At 65.1% G+C, this 15,857-nt stretch carries 17 protein-coding genes; 5 read left to right on the top strand and 12 right to left on the bottom strand.

The features are described 5' to 3' along the window. Nucleotides 1–5: 5 nt before the first annotated feature. From CAL22_RS08280 to CAL22_RS08325, 10 genes are all read right to left on the bottom strand, one after another. On the bottom strand, nucleotides 6–1,787 hold the full coding sequence (locus CAL22_RS08280) for a GMC family oxidoreductase (RefSeq protein ID WP_094812121.1): 1,782 nt from the start codon (nucleotides 1,785–1,787) through the stop codon (nucleotides 6–8). A 9-nt stretch (nucleotides 1,788–1,796) separates the two neighbouring features. Further along, nucleotides 1,797–2,528 (bottom strand): gluconate 2-dehydrogenase subunit 3 family protein, encoded by a 732-nt coding sequence (locus tag CAL22_RS08285; RefSeq protein WP_094812123.1) that lies wholly within the window; start codon nucleotides 2,526–2,528, stop codon nucleotides 1,797–1,799. Between the two features lie 280 nt (nucleotides 2,529–2,808). Continuing rightward, nucleotides 2,809–4,368, bottom strand: coding sequence for a murein biosynthesis integral membrane protein MurJ (gene murJ, locus CAL22_RS08290; protein WP_094813529.1), 1,560 nt, complete (start codon nucleotides 4,366–4,368; stop codon nucleotides 2,809–2,811). Between the two features lie 63 nt (nucleotides 4,369–4,431). Further along, nucleotides 4,432–5,190, bottom strand: a complete 759-nt coding sequence (locus tag CAL22_RS08295; protein ID WP_094812126.1) for a 3-hydroxyacyl-CoA dehydrogenase — start codon at nucleotides 5,188–5,190, stop codon at nucleotides 4,432–4,434. Nucleotides 5,191–5,286: 96 nt separating this feature from the next. Then, nucleotides 5,287–5,943: an adenylate kinase gene (adk, locus tag CAL22_RS08300; RefSeq protein WP_094812128.1), complete on the bottom strand. Its 657-nt coding sequence runs from the start codon at nucleotides 5,941–5,943 to the stop codon at nucleotides 5,287–5,289. A 164-nt stretch (nucleotides 5,944–6,107) separates the two neighbouring features. Further along, nucleotides 6,108–6,872: a 3-deoxy-manno-octulosonate cytidylyltransferase gene (gene kdsB, locus CAL22_RS08305; protein WP_094812130.1), complete on the bottom strand. Its 765-nt coding sequence runs from the start codon at nucleotides 6,870–6,872 to the stop codon at nucleotides 6,108–6,110. 17 nt (nucleotides 6,873–6,889) lie between these two features. After that, nucleotides 6,890–7,069 (bottom strand): Trm112 family protein, encoded by a 180-nt coding sequence (locus CAL22_RS08310; RefSeq protein WP_094812132.1) that lies wholly within the window; start codon nucleotides 7,067–7,069, stop codon nucleotides 6,890–6,892. A gap of 25 nt (nucleotides 7,070–7,094) precedes the next feature. After that, nucleotides 7,095–8,129, bottom strand: a complete 1,035-nt coding sequence (gene lpxK, locus CAL22_RS08315) for a tetraacyldisaccharide 4'-kinase (RefSeq protein ID WP_094812134.1) — start codon at nucleotides 8,127–8,129, stop codon at nucleotides 7,095–7,097. After that, on the bottom strand, nucleotides 8,126–8,542 hold the full coding sequence (locus tag CAL22_RS08320; RefSeq protein WP_094812136.1) for an ExbD/TolR family protein: 417 nt from the start codon (nucleotides 8,540–8,542) through the stop codon (nucleotides 8,126–8,128). The genes lpxK and CAL22_RS08320 overlap by 4 nt, the downstream gene beginning before the upstream one ends. Continuing rightward, complete coding sequence (locus CAL22_RS08325; RefSeq protein ID WP_208621934.1) at nucleotides 8,539–9,135, bottom strand: MotA/TolQ/ExbB proton channel family protein; 597 nt, start codon at nucleotides 9,133–9,135, stop codon at nucleotides 8,539–8,541. Before CAL22_RS08325 ends, CAL22_RS08320 begins: the two co-directional genes overlap by 4 nt. A gap of 340 nt (nucleotides 9,136–9,475) precedes the next feature. Here CAL22_RS08325 and xseA point away from each other — a divergent pair, with 340 nt between their 5' ends. The 4 genes from xseA (at nucleotide 9,476) to pcaF (ending at nucleotide 14,366) form a co-directional block, all read left to right on the top strand. Further along, a complete protein-coding gene (gene xseA / locus CAL22_RS08330) occupies nucleotides 9,476–10,834 on the top strand; it encodes an exodeoxyribonuclease VII large subunit (RefSeq protein WP_094812140.1) in 1,359 nt (452 codons plus the stop codon). Nucleotides 10,835–10,927: 93 nt separating this feature from the next. Next, the gene (gene sodB / locus CAL22_RS08335) at nucleotides 10,928–11,506 is read left to right on the top strand and encodes a superoxide dismutase [Fe] (protein ID WP_094812142.1); all 579 of its coding nucleotides are present in this window, start codon (nucleotides 10,928–10,930) and stop codon (nucleotides 11,504–11,506) included. A gap of 218 nt (nucleotides 11,507–11,724) precedes the next feature. Beyond that, on the top strand, nucleotides 11,725–13,056 hold the full coding sequence (locus CAL22_RS08340) for a chloride channel protein (RefSeq protein WP_348271684.1): 1,332 nt from the start codon (nucleotides 11,725–11,727) through the stop codon (nucleotides 13,054–13,056). A gap of 104 nt (nucleotides 13,057–13,160) precedes the next feature. After that, entirely contained in the window at nucleotides 13,161–14,366 is a 1,206-nt protein-coding gene (gene pcaF, locus CAL22_RS08345; RefSeq protein ID WP_094812144.1) for a 3-oxoadipyl-CoA thiolase, read from the top strand. Nucleotides 14,367–14,426: 60 nt separating this feature from the next. Here pcaF and CAL22_RS08350 read toward each other — a convergent pair whose 3' ends face one another. Both CAL22_RS08350 and CAL22_RS08355 read right to left on the bottom strand, forming a co-directional pair. After that, a complete protein-coding gene (locus tag CAL22_RS08350; RefSeq protein ID WP_094812146.1) occupies nucleotides 14,427–14,876 on the bottom strand; it encodes a DUF192 domain-containing protein in 450 nt (149 codons plus the stop codon). Between the two features lie 132 nt (nucleotides 14,877–15,008). Further along, on the bottom strand, nucleotides 15,009–15,254 hold the full coding sequence (locus tag CAL22_RS08355) for a cold-shock protein (protein ID WP_012249572.1): 246 nt from the start codon (nucleotides 15,252–15,254) through the stop codon (nucleotides 15,009–15,011). A 224-nt stretch (nucleotides 15,255–15,478) separates the two neighbouring features. Between CAL22_RS08355 and clpS the strand changes: the two genes are divergently transcribed. Then, nucleotides 15,479–15,793 (top strand): ATP-dependent Clp protease adapter ClpS, encoded by a 315-nt coding sequence (clpS, locus tag CAL22_RS08360; RefSeq protein ID WP_094812148.1) that lies wholly within the window; start codon nucleotides 15,479–15,481, stop codon nucleotides 15,791–15,793. Nucleotides 15,794–15,857 lie beyond the last annotated feature (64 nt).

Genomic DNA, 15,857 nt, shown 5'->3' on the forward strand with positions numbered 1-15,857 from the left:
GGGGATCAGGCGTGCAGCAGCGCGCCAGGATGCTTGAGATACTGGCCCTTGATCGCGTCGGCCGTGTAGTAGGCCAGCGCGCCGACCGGGCCGGTCGGGTTGTAGGCCGCGTTGTGGCCAAAGAGCGAAGCGCCGCAGATGAACAGGTTGTGGGCGTCCCAGCATTGCCCGTACTTGTTGGTCACGCTCAGGGACGGGTCGGTGCCCATGATGGTGCCGCCCGTGTTGTGCGTGCTCTGGTAGGGCACGACCGACCATGACATGCGCGCCTTGGCTTCGTTCAAATGCGTGGGATTCATTGACTTGGAGATTTCGTTGATGATCTTGGCCGCGTGCGCCGAGATCCGTTGCTCGTTCTCTTTGTAGTCAAAGGTCATGCGCATCAGGGGCTGGCCGAAGGCATTGCGATAGGTCGGATCCAGATCGAGGAAGTTGTAGCGATTGGCCATGACGCTGCCAGACGAGCCGATGCTCATGGCGCGCAAATACCATTTCTGCACCGCCTCCTTCCAGCCTTTGCCCCAGCGCGGCGTGCCCCCGGGCACGGGGTGGTATTCGATGGGCCGGCCGTGATACATGCCGCCGGTCACGGTGTAGCCCCCCACGAAGCGCGCGTCGGCCTGGGCCCGGTCGAAGTCCCAGTTGGCGTTGAAGTCGTCGATGACGGTCGACAGCCCGCCCGTGGACATAAAGGGATTGAAGATGTGCCCCTCGTCGAAGAACAGCGTCGCGCCGGCACCGGTCTGGTAGCAGTAATTGCGCCCCACCACGCCCTTGCCGGTAGCCGGGTCGTAGGGCTTGCCGATACCCGACAGAAGCATCAGATGGACATTGTTCAGGGCGTAGGCCGACAAGATCACCAACTTGGCCGGCTGGAACACCTGCTCGCCGTTGGTGAGGTTGGTGTACTCCACACCGGTGGCCGTCTTTTTCTGCTTGTCCATGACGATCCGGGTGACCCAGGCCTGCGTGCGCAGCTCGAAGGTGGGTTGTTTCTTGGCCAGCGGGATGACGGTGATCAGCGGGCTGCCCTTGGCATTGGATTCGCAGCCGTAGCGCTCACAGAAACCGCAGTACTGGCACTGCCCGAATTCCGAACCGTCCGGATTGGTGTAGGGCTTGGAGGCATTGGAGGTCGGCATGGGGAAGGGGTGGTAGCCGGCCTTTTTGCTCGCGCCTTCGAAGAGTTCACAGGCGTAGCTGCGGTCCAGGGCGGGCAGGGGGTAGCCGCGTTTGCGTTCGGCTTCGAAGGGATTGCCGCCGGCTATTTTCTTGCCGTCCACATTGCCGGCAGTCCCCGAAATGCCCGCGACATACTCGAAGCGGTCGTAGTAGGGTTCGAGCTCGGCGTAAGTGATGCCCCAGTCGTGCACCGTCATGTCGGCGGGGATGAATTTCTTGCCGTACTTCTGTTCGTACATCGACCGGACTTTGAACTCGTGATCGGTCCAGCGCCAGGTGTGGCCGTTCCAGTGCGAGCCGGCGCCACCCAGGCCGTCGCCGGGCAGAAACGAGCCCAGGCGGCGCATGGGCAGTGCGGTTTCCTTGACGTTATTGCGTATCGTGAGCGTGTCGCGCCGGGTATCCATCATCAGGCCATGGCGCATGCTGTAGTTCAACTCATCGCGGATGTGCGGCACCGAGAAATCCTCGGCAGGGGCGCGATGCTCACCGCGCTCCAGGGCCACCACCTTCAGGCCTGCTTCGGCAAGCTCCTTGGACAGAATGCCGCCGGTCCAGCCCATGCCGATGACCACGACGTCGACTTCGGGAAGTTTCTTGGCCATGTCGTCCTCCTACGCCAGATCGGCGATGCTCATCGGCTTGTTCGGGAAAAGCTTGTTCTTGAAGTCCACGATGTTGCGCGCATTCGTGGCCACGACGCCTGGAAAACCGATCTCTTTCCACACGGCTTTGTCGTAGTTGCCCCCATAGATGGGATCGGCGAACATGCCTTCGACGACGAGTTGATAGAGCAGATTGAAGAAGACTTTGGAGGGAGGGCCCGCGTCGAAGGCGATGCTGCCCGACTCCAGTCCTTTGAGGATCTCCTCACGCTGAGCCTCGGTGACCATGTCGAACGATTTGCCTTCGTACTTCTTGCTACAGGATGCGTTGGTTTGCAGGATGCCCGTGCGCATGAGTTCGGCGGGAGACAGCGCCAGTTGGTAGCCCTGATTGGCCGTGCCCAGTTGCCAGGGGCCTTGCATGTAGAGCCGGTCGCCCTTGCCCCAGTTGCCCGCCAGCGCGCGGTCGATGTAGGTGTTGAGTCCCAAGTCCATCCCGCTGCCGCCCAGGCCTCCTTCGGCAGGCACCATGTGCATGACGAGCGCTTCGACGAAAGCGGCCTCATCCGGCATGAGGAACACGTACCCGGCTGGCGTGTCCTCGGCCGTCGGCGCCGGGGCGGCGGCCGCTGCGGCCTGCTGGGCCAGGCCGGCCAGCGGAAGCCCGGCACCGGCCGCAGCCGTGCCTCCGATCACCGCGCCGCGCAGGAAGACGCGGCGGCTCTCCTTGAACTCTTCCATAAACCTCTCCGTATCGTGCTTGCTGTTATCGAGTAGACAAGTCATGACCGGCCAGCGCGCCTAGGCGAGGGCGAGTGTCAACGAAGGGGGAGATGGCAACGCGTTCAGAGCACCGACACAAAGCTTTGCGACGGCCGCGGTGCTCTGCGGCAAGGGGCAGCGAAGGTTCAGGACTCGGACGTGACAAACACGGCGCAGCTAAAGACCCTGGATCACACTTGCACTGGCAGGACTCGGCTAGCCTAGGCTTGTTAGGCTGAATTCAAGCTGAACGATAAGATCAGGAGGCCGAACGGCGCTGGAAGTCGCGCGGGCGCATGCCCAGCGCGAAAAGCATGCCGAAATAGACCGCGCCGCTGGCGGCCAGCACGCCTGCCAGCCAAGCCGCGCGCAACCATGGCGTGTGTTGCAGCGCGATCCAGTCGATGCGCTGGTCCGCCCAGAGCAGCAGCGCGGCCAGCGCCAGCAAGGCGGGCACCAGACGCAGCACGAAACGCAGCCAGTGCCCGCCTGGCTGGTAGACGCCCCGGCGGCGTAATCCCGTCAGCAGCAGCAAGGCATTGAGGCAGGCGCCCAGGCCGATGGCCAGCGCCAGGCCAGCATGCGCCATCATCGGCACGAAGACCAGATTCATGAGTTGGGTCATGACCAGCACCAGAATCGCGATCTTCACAGGCGTGCGGATATCCTGTTTGGCATAAAAGCCCGGGGCCAGGATCTTGACCGACAGCAGGCCGATCAGGCCCACGGCATAGGCAATGACCGCCAGCCGGGTCTGCTGTACGTCGCCGGCCTGAAAGGCGCCGTAGTGAAACAGGGTGGCCACCAGGCCGTCGGCCAACAGCATCATGCCCAGCGCCGCAGGCAAGCCCAGCAACAGCACCATGCGCAGGCCCCAGTCGAGCAGGGCGCTGTACCCGGCGTGATCCTGGCGCGCGTTGGCGGCCGATAGCGTCGGCAGCAAGACGGTGCCCAGCGCCACGCCCAACAGCGCGGTGGGGAATTCCATCAAGCGGTCGGCAAAGGACAGCCAGGTGACGCTGCCCGGAGTGAGCCAGGTGGCGATGTTGGTATTGATGAGCAGAGAAATCTGCGCGACCGACACGCCCAGCGTGGCCGGGGCCATCTGTTTGAGGATGTGTTTGACGGTAGGGTCTGTCCAGGCCTGGCGCACGCGCAGCGTCAAGCGTGGCGTGAGGCCGAGATGGGCCAGGGCGGTCCATTGGATGACCAGTTGCGCAATGCCACCGGCCATCACCCCGATGGCCAGGGCGTAGATCGGCACGTCCAGGCGCGGAGCCAACCACACCGCCGCGGCAATCATGGACAGGTTCAGCAGCACCGGCGTGAAAGCCGGGACCGCGAATTTGCGCCAGGTATTGAGCACGCCGGAAGCAAAAGCCACCAGGGACATGCACAGAATGTAGGGGAACATCACCCGCGTCATCCAGACGGCGGCGCCGAATTCGGTGTCGCGCGCGCTGTCACGCAGGCCGCTGGCCATGGCGGTCACGATCCAGGGTGCGGCAATGATGCCTAGCGCGGTGACGGCCATCAGCGTCAGGGTCAGCACGAGCGCCACGCGGTCCAGCAGCACGCGCACACCGTCGTCGCCGTGGCGTGTGCGGGCCGTGCCCAGGATGGGCACGAAGGCCTGCGCGAAGGCGCCCTCGGCAAACAGGCGGCGCAGCAGATTGGGAATGCGGAAAGCCACCCAGAAGGCATCGGTCAGGGCGCCCGCGCCAAATGCGCGCGCGATCAGGATGTCGCGGACCAAACCAGTGATGCGCGAGAGCAGCGTAAAGCTGCTGACCGTTGCGGCCGAGCGGAACAATGCCATGGGGAAAAGCTTGAATGAAAAAAGCGTGCCGGTCAGGGCCGGCACGCGGGACTGCGCTGCAGTTTACTTCGGCGGCATGCGGATCGCGCCATCGAGGCGGATCGTTTCGCCGTTGAGCATCTCGTTGGTGACGATGCTGTAGACCAGTTTGGCGTAATCTTCGGGCCGGCCGAGGCGGGCCGGGAAGGGAATGCTGGCCGCCAGCGAATCCTGGACTTCCTGCGGCATGCCGAAAATCATGGGCGTGCCGAAGATCCCCGGGGCGATGGTCATGCAGCGGATTCCGGTCTTGGCGAGGTCACGTGCGATGGGCAGGGTCATGCCGGCCACGCCAGCCTTGGAGGCGGCATAGGCCGCCTGGCCGATCTGGCCATCGAAGGCCGCGACCGAAGCGGTGTTGATCAGCACGCCGCGCTCGCCGCTGGGCTCGGGGGTGTTCTGGCTCATGGCTTCGGCAGCCAGGCGCATCATGTTGAAACTGCCGATCAGATTGATGGACACAACCTTCTGGAACAGGTCCAGGGGGTGGGCCCCGTTCTTGCCGACAATCTTGGCCGCCGGCGCCACGCCGGCGCAATTGACCAGGCCGAACAGCGCGCCGGCTTCCAGAGCCGCCGCCACAGCGGCTTTGCCGTCGGCTTCCTGCGTGACATCACAATGCACGTAGCGCTGGCCCAGCTCTTTGGCCAGGGCCTGGCCCGGCTCGTCCTGCAGGTCGGCGATGATGACTTTGCCGCCGTTGGCGACCAGCATGCGGGCCGTGCCGGCGCCCAGGCCGGACGCGCCGCCCGTGACGATGAATACCTTGTTGGCGATTTCCATGGCAGATCTCAGAGAAGTCAGAAGCCCGGCCCGCAGTCGGCGGCGGGCAAAGAAAACCGGCTGCGTTCCACGGGGGAGGGCAGCCGGCGGTTTGCCTCAGTCTTGCAGCGCAGCGGCCAGTCGGGCCTTGATTTCCTCGACCGAGCCCACTCCCGAGATCTTGCGATACTTGGGGGCGCTGGCGGCGTCTTGCGCCGACCAGCCCGAGTAGTAATCGACCAGCGGGCGAGTCTGTTTCTGGTAGACCGCCAGGCGGTTGCGCACGGTCTCTTCGCGGTCGTCGTCGCGTTGAGTCAGGGGCTCGCCAGTCACGTCATCCTTGCCTGCCGCCTTGGGCGGGTTGGATTGCACGTTGTAGGTCCGGCCGCTGGCCAGGTGCACCCAACGGCCGCTCATGCGTTGAACGATGTCTTCGTCCGGGACGGCGATTTCGACCACGTAGTCCAGCTTGACGCCGGCTTCCTTGAGCGCGTCGGCCTGCGGAATGGTGCGCGGAAAGCCATCAAACAGATAGCCCTTGGCGCAGTCCGGCTGGGTCAGGCGGTCCTTGACCAGGCCGATGATGATCTCATCCGACACCAGGCCGCCCGCGTCCATCACCTTCTTGGCCTCGATGCCCAGGGGCGTGCCAGCCTTGACGGCCGCGCGGAGCATATCGCCGGTGGAAATTTGCGGGATGCCGTAGGCCTGCGTGATGAAGGCAGCCTGGGTGCCTTTGCCAGCGCCCGGGGGGCCGAGCAAGATGAGACGCATAAGTGCTCCTGAAGAGGTGGTTTTTTTTGTGGTCGGGGGCGATTATGCCGCAATGCAGCAGTGCATGTGGGGCAGCGCCATTGGAAATAACCCTTAGATGGCGGATTGTTTGATCCGGATCCATTTCCGCCAAAAGGCTGTCTGCGGCCATGCACGGCCGGGAACTACACCCCCTTGGCGTAGATGGCGCGCACCCGCTCCAGGTCTGCGGGCGTATCGACGCCGGCAGCCGGCGCGGCCGCGCTGCGATAAACCACAATACTGTGCCCATACTCCATGGCGCGCAACTGCTCCAGCGACTCGAAACGCTCGAGCTGACCTTGCGGCAGGGTGGGGTAGCGGTGCAGAAAACCGACGCGATAGGCGTACAGACCGATATGGTGCAGGGCAGGCAGCCCGGCGGCCAGGACGCGTTCGCCGCCGGCCAGGGCGTCGCGCGCCCAAGGAATCGGCGCCCGCGAGAAGTACAGGGCGCGGTCCTGAGTGTCGCACACCACCTTGACCACATTGGGGTTGAACAGCGCCTGGGCATCGGCCAGCGGACAGGCGCAGGTGGCGATGTCGGCCGCCGGCGTGGCGGCCAGGCGCCGCGCCACGGCGTCGATGGTTTCGGGTTCGATCAGGGGTTCGTCGCCCTGCACATTGACGACGATGGCGTCATCGGCCAGGCCTAGCAATGTGACGGCTTCGGCCAGGCGGTCGGTGCCGGTGGGGTGGTCGGCGCGCGTCATGACGGCCTGGAACCCATGCTCGGCGACCACGCGGGCGACGCGCTCATCATCGGTGGCCACGCACACCAAGGAGGCGGCGGATTGCGCCGCGCGCTCGGCCACGCGCACCACCATGGGCTTGCCGGCGATGTCGGCCAAGGGTTTGTCGGGCAGCCGGGTGGAGGCGGCGCGGGCGGGAACGAGGGCGACGAAGCTCAAGGTCGTGGCTCGCGGGCTCAGGCGTCGGCAGCCGGATCGAGCGAGCGGGCCTCGCTTTCGAGCATGACGGGAATGCCGTCGCGCACCGGAAAGGCGAGGCGGTCTGCGTGGCAGACGAGCTCATCGTCGGCGCGCAGGGATTCGAGACGGCCCTTGCACAGCGGGCACACGAGAATGTCGAGTAGGCGGGATTCCATGATTGAATTCTAAAGCAGAACGCGCTCAGCGCGGGGGCAGGGCGTGCAGGCGCGACACGAGCCAGTCCAGAAAGTCGGGCGCGGAAAACGCCGCGCTCACCGGAACCGCCCACAGGCGGGGATCGTCGAAGGCGGCGCACTTGACCGCGTCCTTGGTGGTGATGAAGATGGCCTCGGCACGCAGCCCGGCAAAGGGCGAGCGGGCGTAGTCGTAATGATCCGGCAGCGCCAGGCGCGGCGTGGGCAGCAGCCCGGCGCTCTCGAGCGTGCGGAAAAAGCGGCCTGGATTGCCGATGCCCGCCGCGGCAGCCACCGGCTGGCCGGCAAAGCTTGCCAGGGGGCGTTGTTCGCCGTCGGTCAGGCGGCGTGCGGCCCCGGGTTCGAGCCACATGGCCCATTGGCGGGCGGGGCCCTGCGCAGGCGCGCGGCCCGGCCCGGTATTCAGATTGGTGATGACTGCATCGACGTGGTCCAGGCGCTCGGGCGGCTCGCGCAAGGGACCGGCCGGCAGCAGCCGCCCGTTGCCGCAGCCGCGCTCGTCCTGCACCACGATTTCGATATCGCGCGCCAGGGCCAGGTGCTGCAGGCCGTCATCGGCCACGATGACATCGACCTCCGGATGGGCGGCCAACAGTGCCTGGGCGGCTTCGGCGCGGCGCGGATGCACGGCGACGGCCGCCGCGGTGGCCGCGGCGATGAGGGCGGGCTCATCGCCGAAGTCCGCCGCGGACAGCGTCCCCTGGCCGACCCGGGCTGGGCCGTCGATGCGCACGCCATAGCCGCGGCTTACCATCCCGGGGGTGTAGCCGCGAGCGCGCAAGCCTTGCAGCACGGCCACGACCACCGGGGTCTTGCCAGTGCCGCCCACATAAATGTTGCCGACCACGATGACCGGCACCGGCGCGCGCCAGCCCGTTTTGCGGCCGGTCTGGTAGGCCTGCCGCTTGCGGCGCACCGCGATGGCGGTCAGGGCCGACAACGGGCGCAGCAGCGTGGCCAGCCAGCCACCCAGCCGCCACTGGCGTTGAACGAAACGATGCAGGCGGTCGCGCAGCTTCACCGGGCGGTCTGAGCAGCGAAGTTGATGCGGCCGATGCCTGCCTGGCGCGCCGCCTGCATGACGTTGACCACCGCCTGGTGGGCTGCCTGGGCATCGGCGTTGATGATGACCACGGCGTCGGGTTTGTCGCCGGCGGCCTGACGCAAGGCCAGCGCCATGGTGTCCGGGTCGCTGCTGTCGAGCAGCGTGCCATTGAGCGCGTAGTGGCCATCCTGGCTGACCGCCACCTCCAGGGTGGCGGGCGGCTGCAGCACCTCGGCCTGGGCCTGCGGCAGGGTGATCTGCAACTGGCTGTAGCGCGCGAAGGTGGTCGTGGCCGCAAGAAAAATGAGCATGACCAGCAACACATCGATGAGCGGGATGAAATTGATGTCCAGCTCATCCTGGTGACCGCGGCGGCGGCGGAAATTCATGGCTGGACTCCGCGCGCCAGGCGCGTCGCCGCCTGCTCCATCGCGCTCATGTAGTTGTCCACACGGCTGCGGAAATAGCGGTGGGCGATCATGGTGGGGATGGCAATGAGGATGCCGAAGCCGGTGTTGTACAGGGCAACCGAAATGCCATGGGCCAGCTGGGCCGGGTCGGCGCTGCCAGGGTTGTAGGCGCCAAAGATTTCGATCATGCCCACCACGGTGCCGAACAGGCCCATGAGGGGGGCCACCATGGCAATCGTGCCGATGGCCGGAATGTAGCGGTTGAGTTCCTGGGCGACACCCTGCCCGACGACTTCGACGGCGTCACGCATTGCCTCGCGCGAGCCGTGGCGCATGCGCAGCACCTCGGCCAGAATGAGTCCAAAGGGCGAACTGCGCTCCAGGCGTGCCAGCGCCTCCGGGCTTTCGTCGTGATTGCGCAGCATCTCGTGGACCTGTTCGGTCAGCCCGCGCGGCATCACCTGGGAGCGGCGCAGTGAGAGCAGCCGTTCGAGTATGAGGGCCAGCCCGAAAATGGAGGTCGCCAGCAACGGCCAGATCGGCCAGCCGGCATCGCGCAAGAGGGATAGCAAGACGGGGTGCTCCTGTGGTCGCAGCGGTTTGGCTGCAAGGCATACAAGGCGGCAATGTAACGGCCTGCCGGCATCAGTGGCAAGTCGCGCGGGCGCCAAAGCTATCCACAGTTTTTGTGGATAATTCTGTGCAAAACTTCCGGGAAACACACGCCGGCCATGGGTTTAGGGTGGTTTGCGCCCCTTTTGCGCAATGTGGGTTTCGGCGTTTGTTGATAAAAATCAATGGCTTGCACGGATGACCAAGGCGCTCCGGGCAGCCGGCGGGCCGGCATGGTTTGCGCTATCATGCGAGCCCGCAATTTCAAGCCCTGTGGACACATTTGCCGCTCAAAGCCCCATGACAATTGGATTTGCTGTCAAAGACGACGTGTTTGCGCGGGATATCCTCTCGGTTGCCCAGCTGAACCAAGCGGTGGGGCAGTTGCTCGAGCGCAGCGTCCCGCCCATATGGGTTCGCGGCGAGGTGTCGAACTTCACGCAGGCCGCTTCCGGGCATTGGTACTTCACGCTCAAGGACGCCCGCGCATCGGTGCGGACCGTAATGTTCCGCAGCCGCGCGGCGGCGGTCGGGTTCGTCCCGCGGCCTGGCGATGAGGTCGAGGTGCGGGCGCGGGTGTCCCTGTACGAGCCCCGGGGCGATTACCAGCTCCAGGCCGACGCCATGCGCCGCGCAGGGGTGGGAAACCTGTATGAGACGTTTCTGCGCCTGAAAGAGACGCTGGCCGCCGAAGGCTTGTTCGACCCGCAACGCAAACGCGTCCCGCTGCGACTGCCGCGCGCCATCGGGGTGGTCACCTCCCTGCACGCGGCGGCGCTGCGCGATGTGCTCTCGGCGCTGGCGCGGCGGGCACCCCAGGTCGAGGTCATCATCTATCCCGCGCCGGTGCAGGGCGCCGACGCGGCCGCGCGGCTGGCCGGGCAGGTAGCTGTGGCCAGTGCCCGGCAGGAAGTCGATACGCTGTTGCTGGTGCGCGGCGGCGGGAGTATCGAAGATCTCTGGAGTTTCAACGACGAGGCGCTGGCAAGGGCGGTGGCGCAATGCGCCATGCCGGTCATCAGCGGCGTTGGCCACGAGACCGACTTTACGATCGCCGACTTCGTGGCCGACGTCAGGGCGCCCACACCCACGGCGGCGGCCGAGCTGGCCTGCGTTGCCCGCGGCGATCTGCTGGCCGAATTGGGACACGTGACGGCGCGGCTGGCGCGGGCGCAGCAGCGGCGCCTGGATCAGGCCGGCCAGCGCCTGGACAGGGCGAGCGCGCAATTGATTTCGCCGGCCCAGCGGCTGGCGCATCAACGCGAGCGTCTGAGCACGTTGCGGCACCGGCTGGCTTCGGCGGCCTTGCGCCCGCTGGCGGCCAGCGGCAGCCGCCTGACGGTGCTGGCGCAACGCCTGGCGCGGCGCGGGCCCCAGACCGGGCGCGGCCTGGACCGGGTGCAGGGGTTGACGCGCCGTCTCGTGCGCGGCCAACAGGCTTTGCTGGCCGAGCGTCGTGCGCGGCTGCAGGCCTTGGCAGCCCAACTGCGCGCGCTCGATCCCGAGAACACGCTGGCGCGGGGTTATGCGGTGCTGCGCGACGCGCAGGGACAGGTGGTGAGCCAGGCTGCCGCGCTCGCGCCGGGTGAGGGCGTCACCATCGACCTGGCTCAAGGCCGGGTCAGCGCCGACATCACGCGTATTGAATCCAGCCGTTAACCCCAGGCTGCGCCAGGGTTAGGCGCAACCCCTCGAGAAGAGCCGATACAATCAACCGGCTTGATCGTGCATTCAACAAAGAAGGAATCGACTATGGCACATACTCTTCCCCCTCTGCCTTACGCCCTGGACGCGCTGGCTCCGCGCATTTCCAAGGAAACGCTGGAATACCACTACGGCAAGCACCATCAGACCTACGTCACGAATCTGAACAATCTGATCGCGGGCACCGAGTTCGAAAACGCCTCGCTCGAAGATATCGTCAAGAAGTCGTCCGGCGGTGTTTTCAATAACGCGGCCCAGGTCTGGAACCACGCCTTCTACTGGAACAGCCTCTCGCCCAATGGCGGCGGCGAGCCCTGTAGCACCTTGACCGAGGCCATCAATGCCAAGTGGGGCAGCCTCGACGCTTTCAAGGAAGCCTTCAACAAGTCGGCCGCCGGCAACTTCGGTTCGGGCTGGACCTGGCTGGTCAAGAAGGCCGACGGTTCGCTGGATATCGTCAACACCAGCAATGCCGCCACGCCGCTGACCACGACCGACAAGCCCCTGCTGACCTGTGATGTGTGGGAACACGCCTACTACATCGATTACCGCAATGCCCGCCCCAAGTACCTGGAAAATTTCTGGGCCCTGGTGAACTGGGACTTCGCGGCAAAGAACTTCGCCTGACAGGCAAATGGCGCGCCCGGCGCGCCCTGCACGATCGAGGCCCGGCACCATGCCGGGCTTTTTTCTGCTGTCTTGTGCTATCAGGTTGATGTTACGTTGGCAGTGTTATGTTGCCGTTCTTCCCCCTGGTAAAACCCATGTCCCTGGATCCGCCTCCTTCGAGACTGACTCGCTTGACCGTGCGCGCGCGGCGCCTGGCCCGGCGCAAGCTACGTCAGATGCGGCGGCTGTCGCGCAAAAGTGTGCAGATCGGCCTGATGTTGGGAGGTGCCGCCCTGGTCGCCCTGGTGTCGATGGGGTTCGCATTGATGGCAGACAAGGCGCTCGAGTGGAATCGGGAATGGACCCACGCCCATGGTCTTTGGGCATTGCTGGTGTTGCCTTGCGCGTTGGCCGCTTTGCGTTGGCTGACCCTGCGGGTTGCCCCGCAGGCCGCCGGCAGCGGGATTCCGCAGGTCATCGCCGCCTTGTCGCTGCCGCCCGGCGCGGCCCAGAGCAGCCTGGTCAGCTTGCGCCAAACCCTCTGGAAGATCCCGCTGACCTTCTGCGCCATGCTGGCCGGGGCGTCGGTGGGCCGGGAAGGGCCTTCGGTGCAAGTAGGCGCGGCCGTCATGCTGGCCTGGGGCAACCTCTGCCGCCGCCTCGGTTTGCGCATGCGGGGTTTTCACAGCCAGGAATTGATCGCCGCGGGCGCCGCCGGTGGCCTGGCCGCGGCCTTCAACGCGCCGCTGGCCGGCGTCATCTTCGCCATCGAAGAGCTCGGGCGCGGGGCGGCGCTGCGTTGGCAGAGGCTGGTGCTGCTAGGCGTGCTGGCCTGCGGTTTCATGGTCGTGGCGCTAGCGGGCAACAACCCGTATTTCGGCGTGTTCGGGGCGGGTTCGCTGTCCCAGAACATGGTCTGGTGGGTGGCCGCCTGCGGCGTCCTGAATGGCTGCCTGGGCGGGATATTCGCGCGACTGCTGGGCAAGGGGCTGCCGGGGGTGCTGCCGCTGCGCTGGCGCGACACCGTGCGGCGCCACCCCGTGGGTGCGGCGTTCGCGCTGGGGCTGGTCGTGGCGCTGATCGGCGTGGCCAGTTCGGGGGCGACCTACGGCACGGGCTACGAAACGGCGGCGGTGCTGCTGGGCAGTGACGGGCAGGCCCCGACGGGGTTTGGCCTGAGCAAGTTGGCCGCCACGGTCGCCTCATACTGGGCGGGTATTCCCGGCGGTATTTTTACCCCGGCGCTGACCACCGGCGCGGGTCTGGGGCATCAGTTGTGGCTCTGGACCGGCGGCACCGTGGATGGCCGTGTGCTGGTGTTGATTTCGATGGCCGCTTTTCTGGCCGCCGCGACCCAGGCGCCGTTGACGGCCAGCGTGGTCGTGATGGAGATGACGGGTAGTCAGCCCATGCTGTTCTGGCTGCTGGCGGGGGCGTTGCTGGCTTCCGTGGTGTCGCGCCAGTTCTGCCCGCAGCCTTTCTACCATTTCGCGGCAGGGCGTTTTCGCCGTGCGGCGCTGCAGGAGGCCGCGCGGCCCGAGCGGCCGCCAGATCTGTCCAGGCAATAGACAGCGTCCGTTCTCTGGACACCTGTGGCTGCACCAGGATGGCGCAGGAAACGCTGCGGTAACATGGCCGTAACCCCCATTCACTCATCCCTTTCTGACGAGCCATGACCCAGCAAGCCTTTATCTGCGATGCGATCCGTACTCCTTTTGGCCGCTATGGCGGTGCCTTGTCGTCGGTGCGTGCCGATGACCTGGCCGCCATTCCGATCAAGGCGCTGATGGCGCGCAACCCGAATGTGCGTTGGGAAGAAATCGACGACGTCATTTTCGGCTGCGCCAACCAGGCGGGTGAAGACAACCGCAACGTGGCCCGCATGGCTACCCTGCTGGCGGGCTTGCCCATCGAGGTGGCCGGTTCGACCATCAACCGTCTGTGCGGCTCCGGGCTGGACGCCATCGGTACGGCCTCGCGCGCGATCCGTGCTGGCGAAGCCGGCCTGATGCTGGCCGGCGGGGTGGAAAGCATGAGCCGCGCGCCCTTCGTCATGGGCAAGGCCGACAGTGCTTTTTCGCGCAATGCCGCCATTTTCGACACCACCATCGGCTGGCGCTTCATCAACAAGCTGATGAAGGCGCAGTACGGTGTGGATTCCATGCCCGAGACGGCCGAGAACGTGGCCGATGACTACAACATCTCGCGCGCCGATCAGGACAAGTTCGCGCTGGCCAGCCAGCAGAAGACGGCTCGCGCACAGAAAGAAGGTTATTTCGACGCGGAAATCACGCCGGTATCCATCCCGCAGAAAAAGGGCGATGCTCTGATCGTCGACAAGGACGAGCATCCGCGTGAAACCAGCCTGGAGTCGTTGGCCAAGCTCAAGGGCGTGGTGCGCGAGGGCGGCAGTGTCACGGCAGGCAATGCCTCTGGCGTCAATGACGGGGCGGTCGCGCTCCTGCTGGCCGACGAGAAGGCGGCTGCGCGCCATGGCCTGACGCCGCGAGCCCGCGTGGTGGGCATGGCCACCGCTGGCGTTGCGCCGCGCATCATGGGCATGGGTCCGGCCCCGGCCACCCGCAGGGTGATGGCCCAGACCGGCCTGACGCTCGCGCAGATGGATGTGATCGAGTTGAACGAGGCGTTCGCCGCGCAGGGCCTGGCCGTGTTGCGCGATCTGGGTATTGCCGATGATGACGCACGCGTCAATCCGAATGGCGGTGCCATCGCCCTGGGCCATCCTCTGGGCGCCAGCGGCGCCCGTCTGGCCACGACCGCCATCAATCAGCTGCATCGCACGGGCGGCCGTTATGCGCTGTGCACGATGTGCATCGGGGTCGGTCAGGGTATCGCGCTGATCATCGAGCGCGTCTGAATCGCCTGAAGGCGTCAAAAGGAGTCCGCTTCGCGGACTCCTTTTTTATTTCGGCCGCGCTCAGGGCAGGCCGTCGAGTTTGGCGCCGGCCTTGACGCCGCGCTCGGCAAACCAGCCCTGGCTCATTTCCAGCGCATAGCGCACCGGCTTGCGCGAGCAATGCGCGTCGTCGGTCTGGGGCGCCATGTCCTCGATGTTGGAAATCGTGCCATCATCGGCAATGAAGGCGATGGACAGGGGCAGCAGGGTGTTGCGCATCCAGAAGCACTGCAGATCGGGCTGTTCGAACACAAACAGCATCCCGGTGTTGCCCGGCAACGCCTTGCGGTTCATCAGACCGATGCGGCGTTTGGCGTCGGTATCGGCCACTTCGGCCTGAATCACATGGATCCCGGTCGACAATTGCGTGGTGGGCAAGGTGTTCTGCTGGGGGCCGGCAGCGAAGGCGGCCAAGGGTGACAGTGCCAGCGCAAGGGCAGCGGAACGGATCAAGGCGGAAAGAGTCTGCATGTACGACAATAGAGGGTCGGCGGATGGGAGCTATGGTACCCCCAACCGCGGCGTACTGGCACCGCCGCCGGCGACAAATGAAAAGGCGGAGCCAGAGGGCTCCGCCTGCATAATGCTGTCTGTCGGCCTGGCTCAGGCCGACGTAATATTGAGTGCTTGCTTGCCTTTGGGACCCTGGATAATCTCGAAAGCGACTTTCTGGCCTTCCTTGAGGGTTTTGAAACCGTTCATCTGGATAGACGAAAAATGCGCGAAAAGATCTTCTCCGCCATCATCGGGTGTAATGAAGCCAAAACCTTTCGCGTCATTGAACCACTTGACGGTTCCGGTCGATTTTGGATTGTCCCCTTGGACGGCGGTTGCGGTCGTGTCAGACATGCGGACTGCCTCTTTTGAATCGTATGGTGGACGAAGGGGCCACGGCCTGGCCTGAAGCCCATCCGGGAACGGTTGCCCTGGCCAGCGAGTGATAAGGCCCCCGATTGCATGGATAATGCGCCCCTTTTCTTTCTGGCGTCAAGTATGGAAACTACGCATGTCCGCGTGTAATTTTGAGTAAGTCTGACGTGATTATTTGGCCGATTAAATAGAATAGCCGCCCTATGAGTTCTACCTTGGATTCGCAGCACGATATCGTGGTTGAAAAGCAGTCGGCGCGTACCGCGCCGCCGCCGATGTATCAGGTCGTTCTGCTTAATGACGATTACACCCCGATGGAATTCGTGGTGAAGGTTTTGCAGAAGTTTTTTGGCAAAAATCAAGAAGAAGCCACCCGGATCATGTTACAGGTACACCACGATGGTCGTGGCGTTTGCGGGGTCTACCCGCGTGACCTGGCGGCCACGCGCATTGCGCAGGTTGCGCAATATGCGCGGGCCAAACAGCATCCCCTGCAGTGCATCATGGAACCCGTGTAGTAAAGGGTTCGGGCATTGCTGGCCCGACTTCCCTTTTCACAGTAAGGCCGCTGCGGCCAGTATC

Origin of the sequence: Bordetella genomosp. 12 (assembly GCF_002261355.1) — a bacterium.
Taxonomy (GTDB): domain Bacteria; phylum Pseudomonadota; class Gammaproteobacteria; order Burkholderiales; family Burkholderiaceae_B; genus Bordetella.